24 protein-coding genes are annotated in these 25,678 nt (G+C 41.8%); 13 read left to right on the top strand and 11 right to left on the bottom strand.

Annotated features, from left to right (window positions below; translation table 11 throughout):
* Positions 1 to 40: 40 nt before the first annotated feature.
* Positions 41 to 625 carry a TetR/AcrR family transcriptional regulator gene (locus GO816_RS01635; RefSeq protein WP_157539610.1) on the bottom strand — a complete coding sequence of 195 codons (585 nt, stop codon included), beginning with the start codon at positions 623 to 625 and terminating at the stop codon, positions 41 to 43.
* A 211-nt stretch (positions 626 to 836) separates the two neighbouring features.
* On the opposite strand from GO816_RS01635, the gene GO816_RS01640 reads away from it, so the two are divergent.
* A complete protein-coding gene (locus GO816_RS01640) occupies positions 837 to 3,203 on the top strand; it encodes a glycoside hydrolase family 127 protein (protein ID WP_157539611.1) in 2,367 nt (788 codons plus the stop codon).
* 16 nt (positions 3,204 to 3,219) lie between these two features.
* Here GO816_RS01640 and GO816_RS01645 read toward each other — a convergent pair whose 3' ends face one another.
* A complete protein-coding gene (locus GO816_RS01645; RefSeq protein ID WP_157539612.1) occupies positions 3,220 to 3,507 on the bottom strand; it encodes a hypothetical protein in 288 nt (95 codons plus the stop codon).
* Between the two features lie 392 nt (positions 3,508 to 3,899).
* Here GO816_RS01645 and GO816_RS01650 point away from each other — a divergent pair, with 392 nt between their 5' ends.
* Complete coding sequence (locus GO816_RS01650; protein WP_232336463.1) at positions 3,900 to 4,556, top strand: DUF3050 domain-containing protein; 657 nt, start codon at positions 3,900 to 3,902, stop codon at positions 4,554 to 4,556.
* Positions 4,557 to 4,574: 18 nt separating this feature from the next.
* Here GO816_RS01650 and GO816_RS01655 read toward each other — a convergent pair whose 3' ends face one another.
* Complete coding sequence (locus GO816_RS01655; RefSeq protein WP_157539614.1) at positions 4,575 to 5,144, bottom strand: hypothetical protein; 570 nt, start codon at positions 5,142 to 5,144, stop codon at positions 4,575 to 4,577.
* A complete protein-coding gene (gene gpmI / locus GO816_RS01660) occupies positions 5,131 to 6,651 on the bottom strand; it encodes a 2,3-bisphosphoglycerate-independent phosphoglycerate mutase (RefSeq protein ID WP_317163570.1) in 1,521 nt (506 codons plus the stop codon). Before gpmI ends, GO816_RS01655 begins: the two co-directional genes overlap by 14 nt.
* Before the next feature lie 226 nt (positions 6,652 to 6,877).
* Between gpmI and nadC the strand changes: the two genes are divergently transcribed.
* The 5 genes from nadC (at position 6,878) to GO816_RS01685 (ending at position 10,933) form a co-directional block, all read left to right on the top strand.
* Entirely contained in the window at positions 6,878 to 7,726 is an 849-nt protein-coding gene (gene nadC, locus GO816_RS01665) for a carboxylating nicotinate-nucleotide diphosphorylase (protein WP_157539616.1), read from the top strand.
* A gap of 42 nt (positions 7,727 to 7,768) precedes the next feature.
* Positions 7,769 to 8,416, top strand: coding sequence for a glycerol-3-phosphate 1-O-acyltransferase PlsY (gene plsY, locus GO816_RS01670; RefSeq protein ID WP_157539617.1), 648 nt, complete (start codon positions 7,769 to 7,771; stop codon positions 8,414 to 8,416).
* A gap of 14 nt (positions 8,417 to 8,430) precedes the next feature.
* Positions 8,431 to 9,234 (top strand): M48 family metallopeptidase, encoded by an 804-nt coding sequence (locus GO816_RS01675; RefSeq protein WP_157539618.1) that lies wholly within the window; start codon positions 8,431 to 8,433, stop codon positions 9,232 to 9,234.
* A 287-nt stretch (positions 9,235 to 9,521) separates the two neighbouring features.
* Positions 9,522 to 10,052 carry a hypothetical protein gene (locus GO816_RS01680; RefSeq protein WP_157539619.1) on the top strand — a complete coding sequence of 177 codons (531 nt, stop codon included), beginning with the start codon at positions 9,522 to 9,524 and terminating at the stop codon, positions 10,050 to 10,052.
* A 146-nt stretch (positions 10,053 to 10,198) separates the two neighbouring features.
* Positions 10,199 to 10,933 (top strand): YqjF family protein, encoded by a 735-nt coding sequence (locus tag GO816_RS01685; protein WP_157539620.1) that lies wholly within the window; start codon positions 10,199 to 10,201, stop codon positions 10,931 to 10,933.
* A 35-nt stretch (positions 10,934 to 10,968) separates the two neighbouring features.
* On the opposite strand, the gene GO816_RS01690 is transcribed toward GO816_RS01685, so the two are convergent.
* Complete coding sequence (locus tag GO816_RS01690) at positions 10,969 to 11,580, bottom strand: tetratricopeptide repeat protein (RefSeq protein ID WP_157539621.1); 612 nt, start codon at positions 11,578 to 11,580, stop codon at positions 10,969 to 10,971.
* A 356-nt stretch (positions 11,581 to 11,936) separates the two neighbouring features.
* Here GO816_RS01690 and lon point away from each other — a divergent pair, with 356 nt between their 5' ends.
* The 4 genes from lon (at position 11,937) to GO816_RS01710 (ending at position 16,862) form a co-directional block, all read left to right on the top strand.
* Positions 11,937 to 14,414, top strand: a complete 2,478-nt coding sequence (gene lon / locus GO816_RS01695; RefSeq protein WP_157539622.1) for an endopeptidase La — start codon at positions 11,937 to 11,939, stop codon at positions 14,412 to 14,414.
* A gap of 49 nt (positions 14,415 to 14,463) precedes the next feature.
* Positions 14,464 to 14,973: a hypothetical protein gene (locus GO816_RS01700; protein ID WP_198171394.1), complete on the top strand. Its 510-nt coding sequence runs from the start codon at positions 14,464 to 14,466 to the stop codon at positions 14,971 to 14,973.
* 75 nt (positions 14,974 to 15,048) lie between these two features.
* Positions 15,049 to 16,029, top strand: a complete 981-nt coding sequence (locus GO816_RS01705; RefSeq protein WP_157539623.1) for a lipid A deacylase LpxR family protein — start codon at positions 15,049 to 15,051, stop codon at positions 16,027 to 16,029.
* A gap of 95 nt (positions 16,030 to 16,124) precedes the next feature.
* Complete coding sequence (locus tag GO816_RS01710; protein WP_157539624.1) at positions 16,125 to 16,862, top strand: hypothetical protein; 738 nt, start codon at positions 16,125 to 16,127, stop codon at positions 16,860 to 16,862.
* An 89-nt stretch (positions 16,863 to 16,951) separates the two neighbouring features.
* Here GO816_RS01710 and arfB read toward each other — a convergent pair whose 3' ends face one another.
* Positions 16,952 to 17,359, bottom strand: coding sequence for an alternative ribosome rescue aminoacyl-tRNA hydrolase ArfB (gene arfB / locus GO816_RS01715; RefSeq protein WP_157539625.1), 408 nt, complete (start codon positions 17,357 to 17,359; stop codon positions 16,952 to 16,954).
* 188 nt (positions 17,360 to 17,547) lie between these two features.
* On the opposite strand from arfB, the gene cmk reads away from it, so the two are divergent.
* Entirely contained in the window at positions 17,548 to 18,225 is a 678-nt protein-coding gene (gene cmk / locus GO816_RS01720) for a (d)CMP kinase (RefSeq protein ID WP_157539626.1), read from the top strand.
* Here the strand turns inward: cmk and GO816_RS01725 are convergent.
* Complete coding sequence (locus GO816_RS01725; RefSeq protein WP_157539627.1) at positions 18,215 to 18,691, bottom strand: deoxycytidylate deaminase; 477 nt, start codon at positions 18,689 to 18,691, stop codon at positions 18,215 to 18,217. The genes cmk and GO816_RS01725 overlap by 11 nt on opposite strands.
* A gap of 6 nt (positions 18,692 to 18,697) precedes the next feature.
* Positions 18,698 to 20,305: an MFS transporter gene (locus GO816_RS01730; RefSeq protein WP_157539628.1), complete on the bottom strand. Its 1,608-nt coding sequence runs from the start codon at positions 20,303 to 20,305 to the stop codon at positions 18,698 to 18,700.
* Positions 20,306 to 20,461: 156 nt separating this feature from the next.
* On the opposite strand from GO816_RS01730, the gene GO816_RS01735 reads away from it, so the two are divergent.
* On the top strand, positions 20,462 to 21,115 hold the full coding sequence (locus tag GO816_RS01735; RefSeq protein ID WP_157539629.1) for a LysE family translocator: 654 nt from the start codon (positions 20,462 to 20,464) through the stop codon (positions 21,113 to 21,115).
* Between the two features lie 81 nt (positions 21,116 to 21,196).
* Here GO816_RS01735 and GO816_RS01740 read toward each other — a convergent pair whose 3' ends face one another.
* The 3 genes from GO816_RS01740 to GO816_RS01750 form a co-directional block, all read right to left on the bottom strand.
* Entirely contained in the window at positions 21,197 to 21,961 is a 765-nt protein-coding gene (locus GO816_RS01740; protein WP_157539630.1) for an SDR family NAD(P)-dependent oxidoreductase, read from the bottom strand.
* 176 nt (positions 21,962 to 22,137) lie between these two features.
* Positions 22,138 to 24,045 carry a class II glutamine amidotransferase gene (locus GO816_RS01745; protein WP_157539631.1) on the bottom strand — a complete coding sequence of 636 codons (1,908 nt, stop codon included), beginning with the start codon at positions 24,043 to 24,045 and terminating at the stop codon, positions 22,138 to 22,140.
* 125 nt (positions 24,046 to 24,170) lie between these two features.
* Positions 24,171 to 25,673, bottom strand: coding sequence for an NADH-quinone oxidoreductase subunit N (locus GO816_RS01750; RefSeq protein ID WP_157539632.1), 1,503 nt, complete (start codon positions 25,671 to 25,673; stop codon positions 24,171 to 24,173).
* Between the last annotated feature and the right edge of the window lie 5 nt (positions 25,674 to 25,678).

Consider the following 25,678-nt stretch of genomic DNA (forward strand, 5'->3'; position numbering starts at 1 on the left):
ATTATAAACATACCATGTGGTATGTTTTTAGTAAAAAAAATTAAGCTAATGAATTAAGATAGTTTTTAAGTTCTTTCAAATAAATCTGGTAAGCATCGGCACCAAGCAGCTTACCCATATTACGTATACCGCCATAGCCCGAAATTATAAAATATACAACCTGCTGTGAATCAGTAATTTTATTAAACCTGCCTGTTTTAATACCCTGTTCAACCACATGCTGAATGGCTTGAGTCCACTCACTAAAAAGCTTGTAAAGCGCTTTATTAAACTGCGCGTTCAGAGGCGACATTTCTTCAATAAGATTAATTGCCGGGCATCCATATCGCACATCAAACATGGGCGATTGCAGTAGTCCCTTCATCATGGCATAAATCTCCGTTGCCGGATCTTCTGCTACCACTAAGGGCTTAATCATGGCTTCTATCATACCCGGATGCATTACTTCACTGATCATTGCCAGGCCCATTTCTTCCTTATTTCTAAAATGGTAAAAGAATGCCCCTTTGGTTACCTGTGTGGTCGCAACAATATCGTCAATACTGGTAGCCTGATATCCCTTGCGGTAAATAAACTCAAACGCCTTTTGTAAAATACTTAACCGGGTAACAGCTGCTTTTGACATAAAAAAATACCAATTAGTATGTTTTACAAACATAACATCTTGCATTGAAATAAAAAAACGGTGGGCCAGCTAACTATTAAGCTTACAATCACCTGACGTTTGAATTTATCTGACTACTATACAAGATAATTTTTCATAATACATTGCTAATAATGTACACATTTATTATAATTGTATAATTGACAGTTATAAACCAGCTCATTGCCTAATCATGTTGTTAAAAAACTATATCTGTGCGTTATCGCTCAGCGTTTGCAGCGCGCCTTCATTTACGCAGGTTAAATCTTCTACGGCATTGCAGAGCTTCCCCCTATCATCGGTAAAATTGCTGCCAAGCCCTTTTAAGCAGGCGCAGCAAACAGACATGCGGTACATGCTTTCGCTCAACCCTGATAGATTACTTGCCCCGTACCTGCGTGAGGCTGGTTTAAAACCTAAAGCAGAGTCCTATGGCAACTGGGAGAACACAGGTTTAGACGGTCATATAGGTGGGCATTATGTATCGGCGCTGTCGCTGATGTATGCATCAACAGGCAATGCAGAGGTTAAACAAAGGCTGGATTATATCATCGCTGAACTTAAACGCTGCCAGGATACCAACGGCGATGGTTACATAAGCGGCATACCTGGGGGTAAAGCCATGTGGAATGAAATTGAGCAGGGTAAAATTAATGCGTCTACCTTTGGCCTTAACGGAAAATGGGTGCCGTTATACAACGTTCACAAGCTTTTTGCCGGTTTATATGACGCTTATGCTGTAGCCGGAGATGCTAAGGCTAAAATCATGCTAGTTAAACTTACCGATTGGTTTGACGGCATTACACATAATTTAACAAATGAGCAGGCGCAACAACTGATGCGTAGTGAACATGGCGGACTGAATGAGGTTTTTGCCAATGTATACAGCATTACAGGTAACCAGAAATATTTAGCGCTCGCACGCAAGTTTTCACACGAGGCTATACTCAATCCGCTGTTGCAGAATAAGGATGCACTTACAGGCATACATGCCAATACGCAAATACCTAAAGTGGTAGGTTTTGAGCGTATTGCGCAGCTAAGCAATGACCAAAAGTGGGATAACGCGGCCAACTACTTTTGGAATAACGTGGTTGGCAAACGAACTATTGCCTTTGGTGGCAACAGTGTGCGCGAGCATTTTAATGCTACTGATAATTTTATGCCGATGCTTGAATCTCGCGAGGGGCCTGAAACTTGTAACTCGTATAATATGCTTAAGCTAAGCAAGGAGCTGTTTTTAAATCACCCCGAGCGTAAGTATATGGATTATTACGAACGCACGTTGTACAATCACATCTTATCGTCGCAAAGGCCAGAAGGTGGTTTTGTATACTTTACTCCTATACGCCCGGGCCATTACCGCGCTTACTCACAACCTCAGGAAGCGTTTTGGTGCTGCGTAGGCTCAGGCCTGGAGAACCATGGCAAATATGGCGAGTTGATATACGCACATAATAACAATGACCTGTTTGTAAACCTGTTTATAGCATCAACGCTCACCTGGACGCAAAAAGGTTTGATTGTTATCCAGGATACTAAGTTCCCTTACAGTGAAACGTCCAGACTAACACTTAAGCTGAAAAAAAACAGTCGTTTTGCTCTTAACTTCCGTAGCCCATCATGGGTACAAAATGGCAAAATGAGCATTGCAGTAAACGGCAAGCAACAAATAGTCAAAATCAACGCTAAAGGCTACACCTCTGTTGAGCGCGCATGGAAAACTGGCGATGTTGTAACCGTTACTTTGCCTATGCATACCAGTGCCGAATTTTTGCCCGACGGATCGGACTGGGTTGCGTTTATGCATGGCCCCATAGTATTAGCTGCCGACATGGGTAAAAATGATTTGATAGGCCAAACGGCCGATGGCAGCCGCATGGGTCATATAGCATCTGGTCGGCTAATGCCTTTAAATGAAGCGCCATTGATAGTAGCAGCTAATAAAAATGTACAGAACGGTATAGAAGCAGCCAACGGAGTGATGAACTATTCTGCGGCCAAATTGATTTATCAGGATAATTACAAAAACTTAAAGCTGGTGCCTTTCTACACACTGCAAAATACGCGCTACATTATGTACTGGCCTTATACCAGCACACAGAAATTGCCAGCCGTACTTGCAGCCATGAAAGAAAAAGAAGCGGCTAAACAAGCTTTAGACGCTCAAACCGTTGACATTGTAAACACCGGCGAGCAGCAGCCCGAAAATGACCATAACTTTAAAGGCGAAAACACAGATAACGGCCTCTTTGCTGAACGTCATTACCGCAATGCTAAGGGCTGGTTTAGTTACACGCTTAAAAATCCATTGGGTAAGGCTACAAAATTACGTGTCACATACCACGGTCGTGAACGTAACCGCGAGTTTGATGTGCTGATAAATGGCACTTTACTAAGTCATGTTAAGCTTAACGGCTCAGGCGGTGATAAGTTTATTGAGGCAGATTATACCTTGCCTACAAACACTATTAAGTCTACCACACTGGAGGTAAAGTTTATGGCCTCGCAAGGCTCGGCTGTGGCTAATGTTTATGAGGTAAGGCTAATGAAACCGTGATAAAAATGGATATTAATTAATCGGCTACCAAATAACCGAATAAAATGTTTTTGCGGGTATACATTGGCGCTTGCATGGGCGCAATGCTTTTGGTTTGCACTAATTTACCGTCGGCTTTTATTTCATACTTAAAAGTAGACGATACAGCGTAATCTATGTAGCACATTACGCTATCACCCGGCATAACGTCCAGCTCCTTATCATAGCTAAAAATATTACGCTTATTTTCAACCGTAGTGTATTCGCCTGCTTTTGATTTTATAATTATTGTGGCATCCAATCCTGCTTCATCGCTTGCAATCATTCTGACTTACTTACCTGTTTATCTTTCGAGCAGGCGGCTAAAACCAGGCATAAACATAAAGCCATTAAAAATTGTGAGAATAAGGTTTTCATGCATCTAATATGCTCTTTTACAGTAAAAAGCGGTGATACTTGTTGCTTCATATAATGGTAAGTTGAAATGCGGATGAATTGCACATAAAAAACGTGCATATCAAAATTTCGTCATAAAAATCTATACAAAGGCTAACTTCGTTAATGCAGTTTAACTTCGTCTGATTTTTTAAAGAATTTATGTCATTAGTGAACGAAAACATACTATCCCTCAAAAAACGCATTGAACCCTTACGGTTACAGCTAATTCAGCATCCGCTATATAAGAACATACAATCCTTACCAAACCTCACGGTGTTTATGGAACACCACATTTTTGCCGTTTGGGACTTTATGTCGTTACTTAAAGCGCTACAGCAAAAACTTACCTGTACTAACGTTCCGTGGATGCCTGCAGGAAACGCTAACACCCGTTACCTGATTAATGAAATTGTAACCGGCGAAGAAAGCGACGTTGATAACGAAGGAAACCGTACAAGCCATTTTGAGCTCTATTTGCGTGCAATGGAACAGGCCGGTGGTAACACAGCCTCTATCGATTCTCTTTTTAATGATTTAAAGTCGCACGAAATAAACACGGCTCTTAACAATGCACTAATGCCTAATGCTGCCCGTGAATTTGTAAGACATACCTTTGAGGTTATTAACACCAACAAACCATACCTACAGGCAGCTGTGTTTACGTTTGGCCGGGAAGATCTTATCCCTGATATGTTTATTAGCATGGTAAAGGAGATAAGCAGCCAATTTCCGGGTAAGGTAGACTTGCTTTTATATTACCTTGAAAGACATATTGAAGTAGATGGCGACCATCATTCGCAACTTGCATATGAAATGACGGCTGAGTTGTGCGGAGCAGATACACACAAATGGCAGGAAGCTACTGAAGCCGTTGAAGAAGCTCTTAAGGCACGTATCGCATTATGGGATGGAATACTATCCCAAATATCTGCATAGAATAAAACAGGCGCTTAACTACTTAAGCGCCTGTTTTATTTTACCGGTTATGGTATACCGGTTGCTTCCTAAAAATCTTACCTTCTGTAGTTTATCAATACTATAAAGCGAATCGGGATAATAATCAAGCTGCTCGACAGTTTGATACAGCAGGTTCTTAGTGTAATTATTAATCTTAATTCGTTTAACCTTTTCACCTGCACGGTAAATTACCATCCGGCGGGTTACCAGGTCATCCTCAAGTGCAGCATAAACTACCGAATCGGCTTTGTTAATAATGCTGTAGCTATCTTTCCATGCAGGCTTATTAATATCCGATGCACTGAAAGGCGCCAACTCCTGTCCCCAGTTTTTTATCTGCAGCTCCTTAGTTTGTGCAACATCATTATTATGCCTTACCGTTTTGACTACGGTTAACGGCAACTTATTTAGCCGTGCCGAGTCGGCATTTATAAATGTTTTTAAATCAAAGTAGCGCTTGGCAGCTGAACCTTCGCGCACATTTGGCCGGCATGAGGCCAGCACAACTATACACAACAAGCCGCAGCAAAGCTCAACTTTATGTTGCAAAAAGTTATACCAATACATTACCGGTCATAGCCTCTGGTACATTCACACCCAAAATTTTTAAAACAGTAGGCGCAATATCTCCTAGCTTACCATCATTAATTTGCTTGTAATCTTTATCAATCAAAATACACGGAACCAAGTTTGTAGTATGAGCCGTATTTGGTGATCCATCTTCGTTTATCATAAAATCAGCATTGCCATGATCTGCAATAATGATAAATGAATAACCATTTTGGGTACCTGTTTCAACCAGCGTTTTAACGCAGCTGTCAACCGTTTCGGCAGCTTTAACAACTGCTTCAAACACACCTGTATGGCCTACCATATCGGTGTTAGCAAAGTTGAGGCAAATAAGATCGGCCCACCCGCTTTGCAATTCAGGTAGTATGGCATCACGTATGCCTTCGGCACTCATTTCCGGCTGCAAATCATAAGTAGCTACTTTTGGCGATGGAATCATGATGCGGCGCTCGTTTTCAAATTCGCGCTCGCGACCACCTGAAAAGAAGAAGGTTACGTGCGGATATTTTTCAGTTTCAGCAATACGTATCTGATTTTTACCGGCATCCTGCAATACCTCACCCAACGTTTGGGTTAAGTCGTCTTTCGTAAATATAACGTTAACGTTTTTAAACGTTTCGTCATAAGTGGTCATGGTTACGTAATGCAGGTTAAGTGCGTGCATGTTTTGCTCCGGAAAATCTTTCTGACACAAAGCCTGCGTTATTTCACGGCCCCTGTCTGTGCGGAAATTAAAGCAAATAACAACGTCACCATCCTTAATTTGTGCCACCGGCCGCCCATCGGCGTCAACCATTACAATTGGCTTAACAAACTCATCGGTTACGCCATCGGCGTACGAAGTTTTAACCGCTTCAACAAGGTTAGTTGCAGGAGTACCGGTTCCGTTCACCATTAAATCGTAAGCCAGCTTAACACGTTCCCACCTGTTATCCCTGTCCATGGCGTAATAACGGCCTATAGCCGAAGCTATTTTTACCGGTTGATTAGCTATAGATAATTGGAAATCAGTAATAAAGCCAATGCCTGAGTTAGGATCGGTATCGCGGCCATCTAAAAATGCATGTACAAATACGTTTTTCAAGCCATACTCTGTAGCAGCATCACATAAACCTTTTACGTGCCTGGTATGTGAATGCACACCACCGTCAGACAAAAGACCTATGAAGTGAACATCCTTATTATTTTGCTGTGCATATTCAAAGGCTCCTCTTACTACACTATTCTGTGATAGTTCGTGGTCATCACATGCTTTATGTATACGGCCCAACTCCTGGTAAACAACGCGTCCGGCACCCAAGTTCATGTGTCCAACCTCTGAGTTGCCCATTTGCCCATCAGGCAAACCAACATCCATTCCCGACGTAACGAGCTTAGAGTTAGGATACTGTTGCAGCATCTCATCAAAAAAAGGCGTATTGGCCATGTAAATGGCATTCGATTCATCCCGACGGCCGTAACCCCAGCCATCAAGTATCAGTAAGGCTACTTTTTTGTTTTCCACGTTGCAAATATAATTTTTTGTTTGAATGAGCAATCGGCTTAGGCAGTTAAGTTAGTGTGAAAATTACATGGTGGTGTTTTGCTTGTTGCAAGTAAAACCACCTCTATATCTCTTTAGTTTTGTAGTATACCAGCTACAGCTATAAAATCACCAACGTAACAATAAAATTCAAAAAACTAAATACTCACTAATTGTTTTACTTTTGAACCGACAAATATCTATTGTTTTGGACAAACAACTTATTGACGATTTTATAAACAGGGCGTTGGCCGAAGATGTTGGCGATGGTGATCATACATCTCTGGCAACCATACCCAAGGGCACACAAGGCAAAGCACGCCTGCTGGTTAAAGATACCGGCGTACTGGCCGGAGTAGAACTGGCACAGGAAATATTTCACATTGTTAACCCTGATTTAAAGGTTGCAGTATTTATACAAGACGGTGCTGACATAAAGCCAAAAGACATTGTGCTTGAGGTTGAGGGCGATGTACAATGCATTTTACGGGGCGAACGCCTTGTATTAAATTGCATGCAGCGCATGAGCGGCATTGCTACCAAAACACGCCAGATAACCGATTTACTGGTCGGCACTACTACCAAAGTTTTAGATACCCGCAAAACAACACCCGGTTTCCGTTATCTTGAAAAATGGGCAGTTGCTATTGGCGGCGGGGTTAACCACCGGTTTGGGTTGTATGACATGATACTTATAAAAGATAATCATGTTGATTACTCGGGCGGCATACGCGAGGCTTTATATAATACACAGGAATACCTTAAAACCGTTAATAAAAAGTTGCCTATTGAAATAGAAGTACGCAATTTGGATGAATTGGAGCAGGTACTGGCCGTAGGCGGTATTGACCGAATACTGCTTGATAACTTTAACATTCCTGATATGCGGGAGGCCGTTAACATTGTAGCCGGCAGGTACGCAACAGAAGCATCAGGAGGCATCACTGCTGATAACATACGTGATTACGCTGCCTGCGGTGTAGATTATATTTCGGTTGGTGCGTTAACACATTCGGTAAAAAGTTTAGACCTGAGTTTAAAAGCTGTTAAGCAATAACAGCACCGTGTATTTTATTTGATTTAGTATTATTGTGGCAATATGGTAACTGTCTACTCTGTTTTAGTGCTCATACTGGCCTACTTGTTTGGCTCTATCCCCACTGCGGTATGGATTGGCCAGGCATTTTACGGAATAGATGTACGTGAGTATGGCAGCGGCAACGCCGGTGCCACCAACACCTTCAGGGTGTTGGGCAAGCAAGCCGGTATACCGGTTATGCTTATTGATATTTTGAAAGGTTGGACGGCTACCAACCTGGCCTATTTATTAGGCACAAGTACCATTGGTCATCATAACTCGGTTGCATTTATCAACTACCAGCTGGCGTTAGGAATTGCCGCTGTAATGGGCCATTTATTCCCGGTTTTTGCAGGATTTAGAGGTGGCAAAGGTGTTGCCACACTTTTTGGAATGGTTTTGGCTATCAACCTTCACGCTGCCTTGTTATGTGTGTTGGTTTTTATTGTGGTATTACTTGTATCCAAATATGTATCGCTTAGCTCAATTATAGCAGGCTTTACCTACTTGGCAGGAGTAACGGTTATATTTCCGGTGTATATTAAATCGGTCGTAATTTACAGCATGTGTATATGCGTACTAATTTTGGTTACACACCAAAAAAACATTGAGCGGTTGTTGAAGGGCAAGGAGTCTAAAGTAAATCTTTTTAAAAGTAAAGTAGCTTAAAATCAACTATACCTATGAAAATGTCAAAACCGATCCTGGCCCTGTTTGCGGCCGTACTGTTCTATTCCTGTTCTACTGTACCGTTAACCGGTCGTAAGCAATTTTTAGCCGTAAGCGATAGCGAAATCAACCAATCTGCTGCGGCAAGTTATCAGCAATTGCTATCTGATCCTAAAACCAAAGTAATTAATGGCTCTACTGATGCGCAGCGTGTTAAACGCGTAGGCAACCAACTTGCTGCCGCTATACAGCAGTATTTAAGCCAAAACGGCTACGGCGATCAATACAACTTTAAATGGGAATTTAACCTTATTGACAGTAAAGAAGTGAATGCCTGGTGTATGCCTGGCGGTAAAGTTGCCGTATACAGTGGAATATTGCCTATTACTCAAGACGATGCTGGTTTGGCAACCGTTATGGGCCATGAGATTGGTCATGCTATTGCCAAGCACTCAGCCGAGCGCATTTCACAGGAATATGTAGCTCAAGGCTTAGGTGCTGCAGTAGGTGTTGCATCAAACACGTCAAATTCAGCAGGGTTAAAAATTGTTAATGCACTATACGGCACCGGTAGCCAGTTAGCACTTTTACATTACAGCCGCTCGCAGGAAACTGAGGCCGACCGCTTAGGACTAACCTTTATGGCAATGGCCGGTTATAATCCTAACGCTGCCGTTGGTTTTTGGCAACGCATGGCCGCTAAAGCCGGAGGCAATGCGCCACCTGAGTTTTTAAGCACTCACCCTTCAGACGCTACCCGCATACGGGAAATCCAAAACCGTATACCCGAAGCAATGAAGTACTATAAAGGAAAATAAAAATTAGCATTACAAACAAGAAATCCCGCCTATAAAGCGGGATTTCTTGTTTAATTAAGTTTCCACTTAATACGGGATGATAGTTTTTCGGACGAACATCGCGCTTCTTCTGGTAGCGACATTGCCTGAGTAAGTAGCACATAATTTAAAGCACCAACATTGCTTTATACAATAATTTAATTTTCTCTTAATGAAAATACAGTATGTAAAGTTGCTAACATCCTATAATTAAGCCGTTCTGTCGTCCGGTATATTTGGTATATAAACCAATAATTACCAATATTTTTATGAAAACAGCTAAACAAATGCTATCACTGATAGCCGTGTTTTTCATTGCCCTTTTTGCAGGGCAAGCAACCGCAAAAGCAGTTTTTTCAACAGCGCAAAAGTTAGGCATTCCCTACTCATTAAGCTACATTGCCCAACACTCAACTCACGGCGTTAATGTAAATTACGACAACGTAATTTTTCATGAAACGGCATCAGAAGGCGGCCTTTACCGCACGTTTGACTGGCATGTAACCTTTGAGCAAAATGGCGCTGTGATTGCCGAATTTTCAACTAACGAATCATCTACCAACTGGACTACTTACTCTAACACAGACGAGAAATGGAATGGCAGCACTGCCTATGTTCCACCCGGCACTTATACTGTTAGAATTAGCGACATAAGCGGTGTAGGTAACTTTTATGAAATGTACGCAGGCGGCGTTTATGCAGGCCGCGATATTAACACTACGCGTGAAGAGGGCGTTATGGAAGGTGTAGTAGTTGAATCGTCAGGTTATACTGATGTTGGTGTGAACCGGGTTAGATAATCTTAATAACACAGTTTAATCCGAACGTTTTTTTAATAGATTGCTGGTACACAATCAAAACAAATCCTGCTTTTGCGGGATTTGTTTTTTTATGCAGTATTCATAACAAAATGATTTTTGTTATGGTGCTTTATTACTGGTAAAACATGGCAAAAATAAAATTTCTTGAAGCTGAATGGCGTAACTTGCTTATGCTAAACTACGAGGTAGACCCTAAGATATTAAAGCCATACCTGCCTGCCTATACTCAGCTTGATTTATGGGATGGCAAGGCATTGGTAAGCATGGTTGGTTTTATGTTTATGAACACGCGCGTACTAGGTGTTAAATGGCCGGGGCATGTAAACTTTGAAGAAGTGAACCTGCGGTTTTACGTACGCTACTTTGATGGCAAGGAATGGAAACGGGGCGCTGTTTTTATAAGTGAAATTGTACCCAAACGCATTATACCTCTTGTTGCCAATAATCTTTATAACGAGCATTATAAAGCCATGCCTATGCGGCATTCCGCTATACCAAGTGCCGACGGCCGTACCGAATACGTTTACGAATGGAAACTGAACGGGCGTTGGAACAAATTAGGTGCTATGGTAGATAATAGCTTTTTGCCTATTGAACATGGTAGTGCAGAAGAATTTATATTTGAACACTACTGGGGCTATAACCTAATAAACCAGCAAACTACCCTTGAGTATGCTGTTGAGCACATACCCTGGGAAGTTGCACCTGTAAGCAATGCTGTGTTTGATGCAGACGTAGCCGCCTTGTATGGCAAACAGTTTGAGCCATTTCTCAATAAAGAACCGCAATCATCCTTTTTTGCAAAAGGATCTGATGTGGCCGTAAGGGTTGCACAACGAATTAAAGGTGCACCCAAATGATGTGGACACACTAATCAATAAAATAAGTATAAGAGTTAGTGGTGACCTACAAGCGTGGCCAGCTTTTCTTTAGATACGTCGAGCAGTGAAGCTATATCTGCCCGGCTTGAGTTATTGGCAAGCACGTGTTCAAAATCGGCAATGGCCGCTTTTAGCGCGTTTGATACCTGATTTTTATCAAACGATGAAAGGTGCATTTTGTATACCGCGTAATCACGATAGGCTAAGCCCCTGCTTTGGTAATAAACATCGTCAGATTTTATAAGGATGGCCTTACCTAAATCGGAAATGGCACCTAAAAGCATTTTTTCGCGCTCGGCAGGCGTAATCTGTGCATCCTTTGCCAGGTTGCTTTTTGCCTTCGAACGGAAGTAATAAGCGTCTTTGTTAGTTTTATCAATGGCAATAACCTTTGAATAAGCAGTTATTGACTTGCGGTAATTTTCGCTGTGGAAATAAGAGTAACCCAGCATCCAAAGCGCATTAGTACTGCTCGAGTCAACAATGCAAGCCTTTTCCAGCTGGCGTATGGCGGTTTTAAAGTCCTTATCCATCATGGCCTGGTAGCCTAATTTGAGATAGGCATTCTGGGCCGAACTTTCAAAAGAAACAATCAGTAAAGACAATATGACGGACAGTCTCATCATTTATTTACGCCGTTAAATTTGATTTAACAATACAATAACTTGTAACTAAGTCTTTTATTGTGCTTATTTTCTTATCCTGAAAAATATTTTTTGCTCCGGCACCTATAGCCGGCTCATGACGTTTTTTCATTCACGCCGTTGGCAATTATAATAATTCATTACTAAATTCCAATATAAATTGTTTTACTATGGTTATCTGCACTAAGCGTGGCAGTTTACAGGCAATTGGCATATGTATTGACAAGTAACACCGTTATGGCTTGAAATTGTATTTTTGCCAACTTACAAGCATACTGTTAGCTCATTGCTGACAATATGACGTTTTTACTACCATTATCATTAAGAAAGGGTATTTGATGAGTTTTGATCCGTTTGATTTTAAAAGTGCACTACCAATTATAAACGAAGATTCTGAGTTCTTTCCGCTCATGTCATCAGAAGATGAAGAGGAAATGAATAATCAGCAAGTACCTGATGTTCTGTCTATTCTTCCGCTACGTAATACTGTTCTGTTCCCGGGTGTGGTAATTCCCATTACTGTAGGCCGCGATAAATCTATCAAACTTATACGTGATGCCAATAAAGGTGACCGTATGATAGGCGTGGTTGCCCAGCGCGATGTTAATGTTGAAGATCCGGAATTTGACCAGCTGCACAAGGTTGGCACTACAGCCATAATTGTTAAAATGTTGCAGATGCCTGATGGCAATACTACAGTAATTTTACAGGGTAAAAAGCGCTTTGTGTTGAAAGAAAAACTGCAAAGTTCGCCGTATATAAAAGCCGAAGTAGAGCCTTTTAAAGAAACCGATTTTAAAGACGATAAAGAGTTTAAGGCTATGGTATCATCTGTGAAAGATATGGCCATGAGCATTATACAACTATCGCCTAACATACCCAGCGAGGCCGGCATCGCTATCAAGAACATCGAAAGCACATCGTTCTTAATAAACTTTATTGCCAGCAACATGAACGCCGATATGGAGGCTAAGCAGCGTTTGCTGGAAACCCCTGCCCTGCGCGATCGTGCCCGTATTGTACTTGAGCACCTGACTACTGATTTGCAGATGCTGGAGCTCAAAAACCAGATACAAACCAAAGTACGTACTGACTTAGATAAGCAGCAGCGTGATTACTTTTTAAATCAACAACTTAAAACTATACAGGAAGAGTTAGGCGGAAATACGCCCGATTTGGAAATTGAAAACCTGCGCAACCGCTCATTTAAAAAGAAATGGAGCAAGGAAGTAAGCGATCATTTCAATAAGGAATTGGAGAAGCTGCAACGCATTAACCCGGCTGCAGCAGATTACTCGGTACAAATCAACTACCTTGAGTTATTACTTGACCTACCGTGGAACGATTTCACTAAAGATAACTTTGATTTAAAACGTGCGCAAAAGGTTTTAGATAAAGACCATTTTGGCTTAGATAAAGTTAAACGCCGCATAATTGAATACCTGGCCGTGCTTAAACTAAAGCACGACATGAAGGCCCCTATCCTTTGCCTGGTTGGCCCTCCGGGAGTTGGTAAAACTTCATTGGGAAAATCAATTGCAAAAGCATTAGGCCGTAAATATGTACGCATGGCGTTAGGCGGCGTGCGTGATGAAGCCGAAATTCGTGGTCATCGCAAAACTTACATTGGCGCTATGCCGGGCCGTATTATACAATCGGTAAAAAAAGCCGGTGCAGCAAACCCTGTTTTCATCCTGGATGAAATTGACAAGGTGGGCAACGATTTCAGAGGTGATCCATCGTCAGCTTTACTGGAGGTGTTAGACCCTGAACAGAACAGCAGCTTTTATGATCATTATGTTGAGCTTGATTTTGACCTAAGCAACGTAATGTTCATAGCCACGGCCAATTCATTAAGCACCATACAACCGGCCCTGCTAGATCGTATGGAGATAATAGAGGTTAACGGTTACACTATCGAAGAAAAAATTGAAATAGCCAAACAACACTTACTGCCTAAACAGCGCGAAGCCCACGGCGTAAAAACCAAAGACGTTGCTATTAAAAACGACGTGATGGAAAAGGTGATTGAAGATTACACCCGCGAATCGGGCGTTCGTGGTTTGGAGAAGCAGGTAGGCTCAATTGTACGCGGCGTAGCCAAAAGCATTGCCCTTGAAGAAGAGTACAACGCTACTGTAACCAAAAAAGACGTTGAGCGTTACTTAGGCCCTCCTGTGTTTGATAAAGACCTGTATGAAGGCAATGATGTAGCAGGTGTAGTTACCGGTTTGGCCTGGACGCAGGTTGGCGGTGATATACTTTTCATTGAAGCGAGCTTGAGCCCAGGGAAGGGACGCTTAACCTTAACCGGCAGCCTGGGCGATGTAATGAAAGAATCGGCCACTATTGCACTTGCCTATTTACGTGCGCATGCATCTTATTTTGACATCAATCCAAAGCTATTCGACCAATGGGATGTACACATTCACGTTCCGGCCGGTGCAACGCCTAAAGATGGTCCGTCGGCTGGTATAACTATGCTTACGGCCTTAACTTCGGCCTTTACACAACGCAAGGTAAAACCAAACCTGGCCATGACCGGGGAGATTACCCTGCGCGGCCGTGTATTGCCTGTTGGTGGTATCAAGGAAAAAATATTGGCTGCCAAACGCGCCAACATCAAAGAAATCATACTTTGCCGTAATAACGAAAAAGACATACTGGAAATAAAAGAAGGTTACATTAAGGACCTTAAATTCCATTATGTAAAAGAAATGCGCGAGGTAATTCAACTGGCCCTGCTTGATGAATTGGTTGATGAGCCTATAGACCTTACCGTTAAAGAAGACGAGAAACCGGCCATGCAGTTTTAATTACATCATTTGGTTTTCATTGAGTATATTTAGGCATAAATGTCACTCAATGAAAACCCTATCCAAAATCACTTTACTTACACTGCTGTTGTGTGGCTTGATTAACAATCCTATTCAAGCTCAAATTGAAGAAGGCCCAAGGGCTCAAAGCGTATATGCTGAACTTGCAGGCCCTGGTCTCCTTTTTTCAGCTAATTATGATACCCGTTTTAGTAAAGCACGTAATGGTTGGGGCGCGCGTGCAGGAGCAGGTTACTTATCGGCCGATAATAATTCGATACTTACCCTCCCGGTTCAGATAAATTATTTGTTAGGAAAACAGGGCAAATACTTTGAAGTTGGCTTGGGTGCAACATTTGTTAGTACCAAAGGAAGTAATAACGATGACAATTTTTTTGTTTTTGATGATGCCTCTACTACCATTGGCACCATGACCTTTGGTTACCGTTATCAGCCAATTGACGGCGGCTTTAATTTTAGGGCCAGTTTAAATCCTATTTTTAATAAATCAAACTTTATTCCTTACTATTTTGGGTTGAGTTTTGGTTATACATTTTAAGCAAGTCATAATTATAAATACAAAAGCCGGGTAAAGTACCCGGCTTTTGTTATTTTAGAACACTTAATTGGCCCGATGAACTTCAAACAATTAGCTCTTAGCTTTTTATTAGGCGCCTGTGCGCTATCAGCATCTGCGCAAATACGAACGCTGGAATTTGGTTTCCAGTCAGACAATGACTCTTTCTTGGCGCAAGGTTCAGACAGGTATTACACCAACGGCTTATTTATTTACTATCGCCGTGGTATGGAAATTAAAACCAATGGCAAGCTGGTAAATAAAGTGCTGGGTATTGAGGTTGGCCAAAAAATATTTAACCCTATATCGGGCAGTATAAATGATGCAAACAACAGGCCGCAACCAAGTTTTATTGACAGGCCCTTTGCCGGTTATTTGTACGCAGGGGCAACACTTAATTTACTATACCGCAACGAGAGTAACTTTAAAATTGGTGCCCAGGTAGGCGTAGTTGGTCCGGCGGCAAAAGGCAAACAGGCGCAACAGGTAATTCATGATACATTTGGCTTTTATGAGCTAAGCGGTTGGGAATACCAAATAAGGAACACGCCGGTAATCAATTTGTCGCTTGATTATAACCGCCTTTTGCTGCGTAATCAATGGGCCGATTTAACGGCCTTTGCTTACGTTAATGCAGGTACAGCGTTCAACAACGCAGGCATTGGCCCCATGGTTAGGCTGGGCAACTTTAACCAGCTATTTAATTCATACAGCACACAAAGTACAGCTACCCGTAACGCCATTGCACCGCTGCATAAGCGGGAGTTGTTTTTTTACTATAAACCTATGATCAATGTGGTAGTTTATGATGCCACTATCCAAGGTGCATTGATCAATAAAAAAGATGATGCTGGTAGTATGGAAATCACCAGCGAGCCAAAGCCTTTGATGCTAAGTCATCAAATTGGTGTAGGTTTTTCGGGCAAGCGCGTAAACCTGGGTTTTGAAGTTGCTGTGCATAGCCGCGATGTAAAAACACAGCGTTACAGTACACATCAATGGGGTTCACTTAACGTGGCCTACAGATTTGGCAAGTAATAATAACTACACTTAACACATCTGCACCGAGTGCAGGAAAATTCAATTATTATTTTATATTTTTGCCTTAATATCAACCACTTGTCATATATAAAATGAAATCAATTAACGTTCTTGTTACGCTCATAGCACTAATAGTTGTATTATTTACAGCATCATGCAAAAAAGGGGAGCAGGCCAATGATAAAACGATAAGCAAAAAAGAGTTTGCCTTGCAGATAGGTAAAAGCCTTTATCAAAGTTTCAATCAAACCGGCACAAAAGCCATTGCTTCAAAAAAAGGAACGTCGCTTTATACTGAGCGTTCTGTGCAGCCTGCGTGCGGCTCATCAACCGATTCTGTTATCAACAGCTACGTATCTTCAAACGGCTTAACCCAAACTGTAAAAGGCTTTTTAAAGCTTACTTACCTTTGTACCGGCGGTAATAATGTTTTAAATGGATACGCACTTAGAGACAGTATTCACACCATAAAGGAAACCGCTGCTGCACGCGAAGAAATGACCGTTAAAGAAGATTATGTTGCCTTAGGAAGCTTTGGAGCTGTAACCATCAACGGAAAGCAAAATTCGCATGTTAAATATGACAGCAAAACCGGTGAAGCAAAGAATATTGATCAATACAATGAATTTATCTTACAGGATCTTTTCTTTGCGCCAACAGGCTTTCAATCTGCACGCATTCCATATAAAGCTAAAGGCACTTACAATGGCAATTCATTTGACTTTGAAGGGTATATTCAATTTTATTTCGATGTTAAATTTGTAGTGTCAGTAGGCGGCGAAACTTATTGGGTAAATCCTGCCGACTGGAGCATTACAGAAAAGATATAGTTAAACCAAAGCAACAAAAAGAGGCTTATCTGTACAGATGAGCCTCTTTTTTATTAAGCCTTTACTTATTTGTATTTATCTATACAACACTACTCCATACCACTTCTTCTTAATTGCTTTTTTACAGACTGTATACGTTTAGCTTCCAACCTTTTTGCCTTGGCCTGCTTACTTACTTTTGTAGGCTTACGCACTTTCGGTATGTAAAGTGCATCTTTTAAAATTACAATCATCTTATCCAAAGCACGCTCCTTATTCATTAGTTGGCTGCGTTCTTCTTCGCTTATAATTTGCAGCTCACCGTTTTTATTCAGCCGGTTTTGCAGTTTGATTAACAAGCGCTCCTTCTCATCAGGAGTAAACAATAGCGAGTTGGTAATATCAAATAACAACTCAACTTTGGTTGAAACCTTATTAACATTCTGCCCGCCCTTGCCACCGCTGCGCGATGCTTTGTAGGTAATCTCTCTTTGTAAATCAGGCTTAAAAATATTCATCACTCAAAATTAAGTGTATTAATGTACATCAGCTACAAATAATAAAATCTTAATTCCACAACACGGCGCACCAAAAAAACACATCACTAGTATTCCTTACAGTATCGATAGTGTACTATATAACTGTGACGCACCCGTTGCTTTTTCACAGTTAACTTAGTTGGGTTTTTTGTACCTTTACCGCTGTAATGAGCAAGAACATTGTGGTGGCTATTGACGGTTACTCGTCGTGCGGAAAAAGCACATTAGCCAAAGCCTTAGCCAAAAAACTTCACTTTATTTATGTAGACAGCGGCGCTATGTACCGGGCCGTTACCCTTTATTTTTTACGTAATAACGTTGACATCAACAATACCGATGAAGTTGCTGAAGCTTTAAAGAATATACACCTTAACTTTCATTCGCGCGATTACCAAACCCATATTACGCTTAACGACGAGGAAGTATCTGACGAAATTCGTTTGATGCCTGTATCAACTATGGTTAGCCCTGTTTCGGCCATACGCGAAGTGCGTAAAGAGATGGTTGCCCAACAGCAACGCATGGGTAAGTCAAAAAACATTGTGATGGATGGAAGGGATATTGGCACTACCGTGTTCCCAAATGCTCAAGTAAAGTTGTTTATGACTGCCGACCCTAAAGTGCGTGCCGAACGCCGTTACAAAGAGCTGCAATCAACTAATCCGGATGTTACGCTGGAGGAGATATTTGAAAATATTGCACACCGCGACTATTCAGATACCACACGTAAAGAAAGCCCTTTAATGCGTGCTGCCGATGCTATCATTCTCGATAATACCAACATTACTCCCGAAGAGCAGTTAGCCTTTGCCTTAGCTAAGGTTGAACCATTCCTTAAAAAGTAGCGTTTTCAGCATCAGGCGTAAACCTTACAGCCTCAACTCCAAAGCGGTTTAAGAAATCAACCCCTTCATCGCTAGGCAGGCCTTTATACAGCGCATATGAATGCTGGTAATACACTTTGGTTATACCGGCCGAATAAATGAGCCTTGCACATGGTAAACAGGGCGATAGCGTGGTGTACATGGTAGCACCATCTAATTTAGCCCCGTTTTTTACCGCATAAAGTATAGTATTTTCTTCTGCGTGCAAAGCTAGTGAACAGCTTCCACGGGCATCACGCGGGCAACCGCTTTCCGGCCATTCTTCATCACAATTATGTGTACCTGCCGGGGGGCCGTTATATCCTACTGATATAATGCGCGTGTCTTTAGTTAGCACCGCCCCTACCTGTGCCTTAACACAATGTGAACGCCTGGCCAAATCGCCGGCCAGGTTCATAAATATTTGATCGAAAGAAAGTTTATTCATTATTTATTAATGGCCGCCTGCCGCCTCCACATGATCAAGGTCAATGCCTTGTTTCCTCAACTCGCCACTCACTTTCCAGGCAAAAAATGCAAGGTAAGCAAAACCCAAAACAGGTACCACGTATGATAAGTGAATGCCGCTGGTATCGGCCAGTATGCCTTGTACCGGCGGAATAATTGATCCACCTAGAATCATCATAATCAAAAACGCTGAACCCTGGCTGGTGTACTTACCTAAGCCGGTTACCGACAAAGCAAAAATTGAAGGCCACATAATTGAACAGCAAAGGCCGCCGCTTATAAACGCAAAGGTAGCCACAATACCTGTAGTAAATAAGCCAATAAGCATAAAAACAACACCCAACAAGCCGAACACGGTAAGCGTGCGAGCAGGCTTTTGATTACCTACAAAGAATGCTGCTATCATTACAGCTATACAAATTGCATAAGGGTATAAATGACTAATGTTGGCACCTGTAAGGTAGTTTACCAGCAAAATTATACCAAATGCCACAAACGGCATCAGTACTGTTAATATGTAGTTGGTTGATTGCTTTAACTTAAAGGCTCCTACGGCGCCAGCCCAGCGGCCAATCATCAAACTACCCCAGTATAAAGAGATAAACGGGGCTATGGCCGACTCGTTATAACCGCCAAATTCGGGCAGAACCAGTAGCGCGCCAAGGTTACTTTGAATGGTTACTTCGGTACCTACGTAAGTGAAGATTGCAAGCATACCATAAATTAACTGCGGATACTGCATAGCACCCCATCCACGGCTGTCTTTACGTGCGGCTAAAAGAGCCCTTATAAGTGCCGTTAAAATGATGATTAAAGAAAGGTATACAAAATATGCCTGCGATAAATTAGTAGCGTTGCTGAGTGGCCCGGCTGCTAAAATTAAACAGAAGGCGACAAAGATAACCAGTAAGGGCTTGTTAGCCTTGGTGCTTTGCTCCATCTCCTCATCGCTGGTAACTTTGGGTAAATCTGACTTCCAAAAGAAGATAGCAACGGCCACAAACAGGCCTGCTAAAATGTAATACAGGTTGTTAACGGCTGATATTTCAACTGTTCCACCGCCCGCGTTTGATGCTGTACCAAAAAGCATTACACCTACAATTATAGGCCCCATCAAGCCACCAAAGTTGTTTACTGCACCAGCAAAATTAAGCCTATGCGCCCCTGTTTCGGGCTCGCCTAATGCAATTACAAATGGGTTAGCTGCGGTTTGCTGTAACGAAAATCCGATGGCAATTACAAAAAACGCAGCAAGGATAAAACCAAATTGACCCGAACCAATAGCCGGAACCATGCCTAATGCACCAACAGCCGATATGATAAGACCGTAAATAATGCCGTTTTTATAACCTATTTTATTCAGTATATCAACCTTACTGGCTTGTGATGCAAAGTATAAAATGAGCGAGCCAATAAAATAACCACCATAAAAAGTAAAATCTATAAGCTGCGACTCAAATTGCGATAAGTTGAAGTGAGCTTTACAAAACGGAATAAAAATACCATTTGAAGCGGCCAAAAAGCCCCAGAAAAAGAATACGGTTATAAGCGTATAAAGGGCTGAGCCATAATTTTTGTTGGTTTTGTATTCCATGTTAAGCGGTGGTTAATTGGGATTTAATTTTTGCTAACATAATATAATTTTTTGAAAATTTTAGCCATTACATTTACAACTTGGCAACAACATTATTACCTTTTTTTGTTTAACATATAAGTTGCATATTCGCCGCGGGTAAATTAATCCTGTATAATGATTGAAGCTATTATTTCGGGAATAGGTATTGGACTGGTACTCACCTTTATAACGGGTCCGGTATTTTTTGCCCTCATAAAAACAAGTATTGAGAAGGGCTTTCAAGCCGGTGCAGCATTAGCATTAGGGGTTGTTAGCAGTGATGTAGTGTTTGTAGGAGCCATCATTTTCGGCTCGCAGTTTTTTGAGGTACCTGCCTCGGCTAAAGTGTGGCTGGGTGTTATAGGCAGCGTAATCTTGTTGATTATAGGCACTCATTATCTCACCAAAAAGCCCGAAATTGATTATGACTCGCACACTCCTGCCAAGGTAAACAGGGCGGGATATTTTTTCAAGGGTTTCTTGATGTGCATATTTAATCCAACGCTTTTATTTCATTGGATTACGGTTATTGGTACAGCAAGTACCATGTTTCATGCAGGTGTGCACAACAGGCAACTTAAAATAGGTGTAATGTTTTTAACCATACTATGTATTCAGTTTGGTATGGATACGCTTAAAGCATTTTACGCTAACAAACTGCGTGATAAGATATCATTCAAACTAGTTCATCAACTTAACTATGTGGCCGGAGCGGCGCTTATCATAGCAGCATTTGTAATTTTTGATAAGCTGGTTACACATTACATATTTTTTCCTATTGGCGATTAGGCAAAACTTTATAAAATTAAAAGCCAGTACAATATAAATGATATACTCACCACAATGCACTGGCAATAATTCATAGCCTAATTAAATCATCATACCGCCCGACGCTTCAATACGCTGGCCATTAACCCATCTTGCATCTTCGGTACATAAAAATGCTACAACGCCGCCTATGTCCTCTGCCACGCCCGGGCGCCCTAAGGCAGTCACGCTACTTATCATTTTCTGGCGCTCCGGATCGCTTCGCAAACGGCCGCCGCCAAAGTCAGTCATGATGGCACCTGGTGCCACTACGTTAGCTTTTATACCGCGCTCACCAAGTTCTTTTGCCAGGTAGCGTGTAAATACTTCAATACTGCCCTTCATGGCCGCATAGGCAGATGAGCCCGGCATACTTACCCTGGTGAGACCTGAAGATATGTTTATGATGCCGCCACCATTATTAAATACAGGCAGCAGTTTTTGAGTTAAAAAGTAAACTCCTTTGAAGTGAATGTTCAACAAATCATCAAATGTATCTTCGGTCATTTGCTCAAAAGGCACATATGCGCCCACACCGGCATTATTAACCAGGTAGTCAATTTTATCGGCGCCAAAAGCTGTGCTTAACAGCTTTCTTACGTTGTCTATAAAGGAATTAAAGCTGGCTGTATCGCCCACATTAAGTTGCAAGGCTGCGGCCTTTTGCCCTTTTTGCTTTATTTGGCCCACTACTGCCTCGGCATCCTCTGCTTTGCTGTTGTAGGTTATAATTACATCCAAACCTTTTTCGGCTATGCGCAAGGCCATGTCTTTACCCAAGCCACGGCTACCGCCGGTTACTAAAGCTATTTTGTTTTTTGTTTCCATAGTGCTTGTTGTTTTAACAGGTGTATAACAACGCAATTACTTTTTGGTATTAACAAATAAGTTTTGTGACAAAAAGCAAACTCTAGTTCATTCCTTAACTCCCTTATACTAACAAAAAAGCCCCGGCATTGCTACCGGGGCTGTATAATATTAAGCTAAATACTTAAATGCAATAATTACATGTAAGCGCGCTGGTTTTTACCTTCCATCCAGTTGGCAAAAGCACGGTTTACAACCTTATTTCCACCTGGAGTCGGATAATCTCCGGAGAAATACCAATCACCCAAATGATCAGGACATGCAGTGTGTAAGTTATCTAATGTTTGATAAATTACCTGTACTTCTGCCTGTATTTCTTTAGGGGTTATAATTTTCGCTATACGGTCAGATATCTGCTGATCAGTGAACGGCTCGTAAATGGCTTTAACATAATTAGGCACGTCCTCTTTTGGCAACTCGGCCGATGCCTTGGCTTTCTGGTATGCATCCAGCAATATATCTTCCTGTCCGGTTTCTTTAAGTAAGCTTACTGCAGCCTCAAACGCCACAAACTCACCCATACGAGACATATCGATACCATAACAGTCCGGATAACGTATTTGCGGGGCCGAAGAAACTACGATTATCTTTTTAGGACCCAAACGGTCTAAAATTTTAAGAATACTTTGCTTAAGCGTTGTACCACGTACAATGGAGTCATCAAGTACCACCAGAGTATCGGCACCTTTGTTAATAAGGCCATAAGTGGTATCATAAACATGAGCTACCATCTCGCTGCGGTCAGCATCCTGTGTGATAAAGGTACGTAGCTTAACGTCTTTAATAGCAATTTTTTCAACACGAGGAGCAAGGCTCAGTACTTCGCTTAACTCTTCGTCGCTTATCTTATCCTCGCGATTAAGGAGGCGGTCGCGCTGGTATTGTTTAACGTATTTATTTACCCCTTCAACCATGCCATAAAAAGCAATTTCGGCAGTGTTAGGGATGTACGAGAATACAGTGTTTTTCACATCATTGCCTACTGCTTCCAAAATTTGAGGACATAGTAAACGGCCTAAATGCTTACGTTCACGGTATATGGAGGCATCGCTGCCACGTGAGAAGTAAATACGCTCAAACGAACATGATTTTTTCTCTTTTGGCTCGCTAAACTGCTCTTCGTTTACGCTTCCATCCTTTTTAACAATAAGCGCGTGACCAGGCTTAATCTCCTGAATTTGATCTAAGGGAATATTGAAAGCTGTTTGGATTGCCGGACGCTCAGAAGTAGCTACAACAATTTCATCATCGTAATAGTAAAACGCCGGACGTATGCCTGATGGATCGCGCATAATGAAAGCATCGCCATGACCTAAAATACCCGCGATGGTATAACCACCATCCCAGTTTTTGGCCGATTTACGGAGTATTTTTGCAACATCCATACTATCAGCAATCATTTTACTGATCTGGATATTGTCGTCATTACCCTCGCGCTTAAACTGATCAAACAAACCCTGCACCTCGCTATCAAGAAAGTGCCCTATTTTTTCCAAAACAGTTACAGTATCTGCCTTTTCTTTTGGATGCTGACCTAATTCGTACAATTGCTGCAGCAGCTCGTCAACATTAGTCATGTTGAAGTTACCGGCAATAACCAAATTACGTGTCATCCAGTTGTTTTGACGAAGAAACGGGTGGCAGTTTTCGATGCTGTTTTTACCGTGAGTACCGTAACGGAGGTGCCCTAAAAGCACTTCGCCGGTAAAGCTGATGTTTTCTTTCAGCCATTCAGCATCCTTCATTTTTTCAGGATACTCTTTCTCAACATCGGCAAATTTCTTTTGGATGTATTCAAAAATATCGGCCACTGCGTTACTGGCCATTGAACGGTGACGGCTAATGTACCGTTTACCAGGTTCAACGTTCAGTTTAATGGTTGCAACACCCGCGCCATCCTGGCCACGGTTATGTTGTTTTTCCATTAGCAGGTATAGCTTGTTTAAGCCATAAAGTGCCGTACCATATTTTTGCTGATAGTATGAGAGGGGTTTTCTCAGGCGGATAAAAGCAACACCGCATTCATGCTTGATCTGATCGCTCATGATTTGAAATGAAGCCACGAAGGTAACACTTTTTCTGAGTTGTTTTGCCGCCAAATGTCATTTAAAAGCATTAAAACAACGATACCGATGTTTAATTAACGACAGCTTAAACAATGGCAAAATGCTTACATGAGGTTTGACAGGAAGTGAGGAAATATACCTAACAGTAAAATTGCAACGCTGATGATTACAATCATAGAAAGCATGTTTTTAGACACTGCCGGGTGTTCACCAACATCGGCATCTGCTTTTTTAAGGAATAAGTATAGCGGTATTTTGATATAGTAAAACAATGAAACCACGGTGGTAACTGCACCAGTTATGAGTAAGGCCAAAAGCCATGGGTTTTGCGCATCCTGATATACCGCGTATACGGAAGAAAACACCAACAACTTACCACTGAAGCCTGCCGAAACAGGGATACCCGTAAGCGATATAAGCAGAATAACAAAACATACTGATGCTATGGGGTATTTAAAGCCAAGGCCTTTCAAATCGTCAAGCGTGTGTGCATTGTGAGCGTTTGCAAAGTAGCTAACCAGCGCAAGCACGCCTAAGTTAGCCAGCGCGTAAACGGCCAGATAGAAGTTTAAAGCATCAATACCCTGGCTGCTGAAGGTTACAATAGCCATGAGCGCAAAACCGCTATGACCTACGCTTGAATACGCCATCATGCGTTTAATGTTCTGCTGCCATACAGCAGCAAAGTTACCGGCAACCAGCGTAATAATGCCAACTATAGATAGTACCAGCCTGAAATCAAATCCACTATGAGAAGATGTAGAGATAAATGGCGTTAAAAATGTAATAAGCAACCCAAAACCGGCAACTTTGGGTAGGGTTGACAAGTATGCGGTTACTGGTGTGCTTGCTCCCTGGTAAACATCAGGCACCCAAAAATGAAGCGGAACTAATGACAATTTAAAGCCTATACCTGCCAGTATAAGCGCTATACTTAACATTACCATGCCGCTATCAGCTTGTTGCAACTGATCAAATAAGCGGGCATCAAATAGATTAATGGTTCCGGCAAAGCCATAAAATAACGAGATACCGTAAAGCATTACAGCCGAAGCTGCAAGGCCAAATAACACATACTTTAAGCCGGCTTCGGCGCTTAAACGATTACCGCCCCTGTATGCTACGAGCAGGTATGATGCCAGCGAAACCATCTCAACTGATATGAGCATGGTTAAAAGCGTGGCCGACATAACCATTAAATGCATACCCAAAACTGAGCCTGTTATAATGGTATACATATCGCCAAGCCCTTTTGGATGCGCTTTTAAATCATCATCCCATGGTATATAAAGCAATAACAAAAATGCAACCGAATCAATAATCATTCGCAACACAATATTATCATGATGCACTAAAAGATTACCGTTAAATAAGAGCTGCGTGCGGTTATCAAGCGTTAAATCAACACCTAAGTCGGCAGCCATTACGAGCAGCATGCCGGCACAAGCCAGCATGCGCCCTACGGCTCCAAAACTTTTACGATAAATTAAATCGGCCATCATTACTAACAGGAACAATATACCCAAAGCTATTTCGGGCCTGAACAGTGTTAAGCTGTCAAGTGTATCATTTAAACTGTTACTTATATATGGCAAATACTGCTGCATTTATT

Source organism: Mucilaginibacter aquatilis, from assembly GCF_009755275.1.
GTDB classification, from domain to species: Bacteria; Bacteroidota; Bacteroidia; order Sphingobacteriales; family Sphingobacteriaceae; genus Mucilaginibacter; species Mucilaginibacter aquatilis.

Excerpts from the sequence above, each read along its gene's own strand:
- GO816_RS01690 (WP_157539621.1), bottom strand. The coding sequence starts at position 11,580 with ATGATGAGACTGTCCGTCATATTGTCTTTACTGATTGTTTCTTTTGAA.
- GO816_RS01650 (WP_232336463.1), top strand. The coding sequence starts at position 3,900 with ATGGAACACCACATTTTTGCCGTTTGGGACTTTATGTCGTTACTTAAA.
- GO816_RS01680 (WP_157539619.1), top strand. The coding sequence starts at position 9,522 with ATGAAAACAGCTAAACAAATGCTATCACTGATAGCCGTGTTTTTCATT.
- GO816_RS01710 (WP_157539624.1), top strand. The coding sequence starts at position 16,125 with ATGAAATCAATTAACGTTCTTGTTACGCTCATAGCACTAATAGTTGTA.
- GO816_RS01645 (WP_157539612.1), bottom strand. The coding sequence starts at position 3,507 with ATGATTGCAAGCGATGAAGCAGGATTGGATGCCACAATAATTATAAAA.
- GO816_RS01745 (WP_157539631.1), bottom strand. The coding sequence starts at position 24,045 with ATGAGCGATCAGATCAAGCATGAATGCGGTGTTGCTTTTATCCGCCTG.
- GO816_RS01635 (WP_157539610.1), bottom strand. The coding sequence starts at position 625 with ATGTCAAAAGCAGCTGTTACCCGGTTAAGTATTTTACAAAAGGCGTTT.
- arfB (WP_157539625.1), bottom strand. The coding sequence starts at position 17,359 with ATGAATATTTTTAAGCCTGATTTACAAAGAGAGATTACCTACAAAGCA.
- GO816_RS01750 (WP_157539632.1), bottom strand. The coding sequence starts at position 25,673 with ATGCAGCAGTATTTGCCATATATAAGTAACAGTTTAAATGATACACTT.
- lon (WP_157539622.1), top strand. The coding sequence starts at position 11,937 with ATGAGTTTTGATCCGTTTGATTTTAAAAGTGCACTACCAATTATAAAC.
- GO816_RS01700 (WP_198171394.1), top strand. The coding sequence starts at position 14,464 with ATGAAAACCCTATCCAAAATCACTTTACTTACACTGCTGTTGTGTGGC.
- GO816_RS01655 (WP_157539614.1), bottom strand. The coding sequence starts at position 5,144 with ATGTATTGGTATAACTTTTTGCAACATAAAGTTGAGCTTTGCTGCGGC.
- cmk (WP_157539626.1), top strand. The coding sequence starts at position 17,548 with ATGAGCAAGAACATTGTGGTGGCTATTGACGGTTACTCGTCGTGCGGA.
- GO816_RS01705 (WP_157539623.1), top strand. The coding sequence starts at position 15,049 with ATGAACTTCAAACAATTAGCTCTTAGCTTTTTATTAGGCGCCTGTGCG.
- GO816_RS01740 (WP_157539630.1), bottom strand. The coding sequence starts at position 21,961 with ATGGAAACAAAAAACAAAATAGCTTTAGTAACCGGCGGTAGCCGTGGC.
- GO816_RS01725 (WP_157539627.1), bottom strand. The coding sequence starts at position 18,691 with ATGAATAAACTTTCTTTCGATCAAATATTTATGAACCTGGCCGGCGAT.
- GO816_RS01730 (WP_157539628.1), bottom strand. The coding sequence starts at position 20,305 with ATGGAATACAAAACCAACAAAAATTATGGCTCAGCCCTTTATACGCTT.
- GO816_RS01640 (WP_157539611.1), top strand. The coding sequence starts at position 837 with ATGTTGTTAAAAAACTATATCTGTGCGTTATCGCTCAGCGTTTGCAGC.
- GO816_RS01685 (WP_157539620.1), top strand. The coding sequence starts at position 10,199 with ATGGCAAAAATAAAATTTCTTGAAGCTGAATGGCGTAACTTGCTTATG.
- plsY (WP_157539617.1), top strand. The coding sequence starts at position 7,769 with ATGGTAACTGTCTACTCTGTTTTAGTGCTCATACTGGCCTACTTGTTT.
- GO816_RS01735 (WP_157539629.1), top strand. The coding sequence starts at position 20,462 with ATGATTGAAGCTATTATTTCGGGAATAGGTATTGGACTGGTACTCACC.
- GO816_RS01675 (WP_157539618.1), top strand. The coding sequence starts at position 8,431 with ATGAAAATGTCAAAACCGATCCTGGCCCTGTTTGCGGCCGTACTGTTC.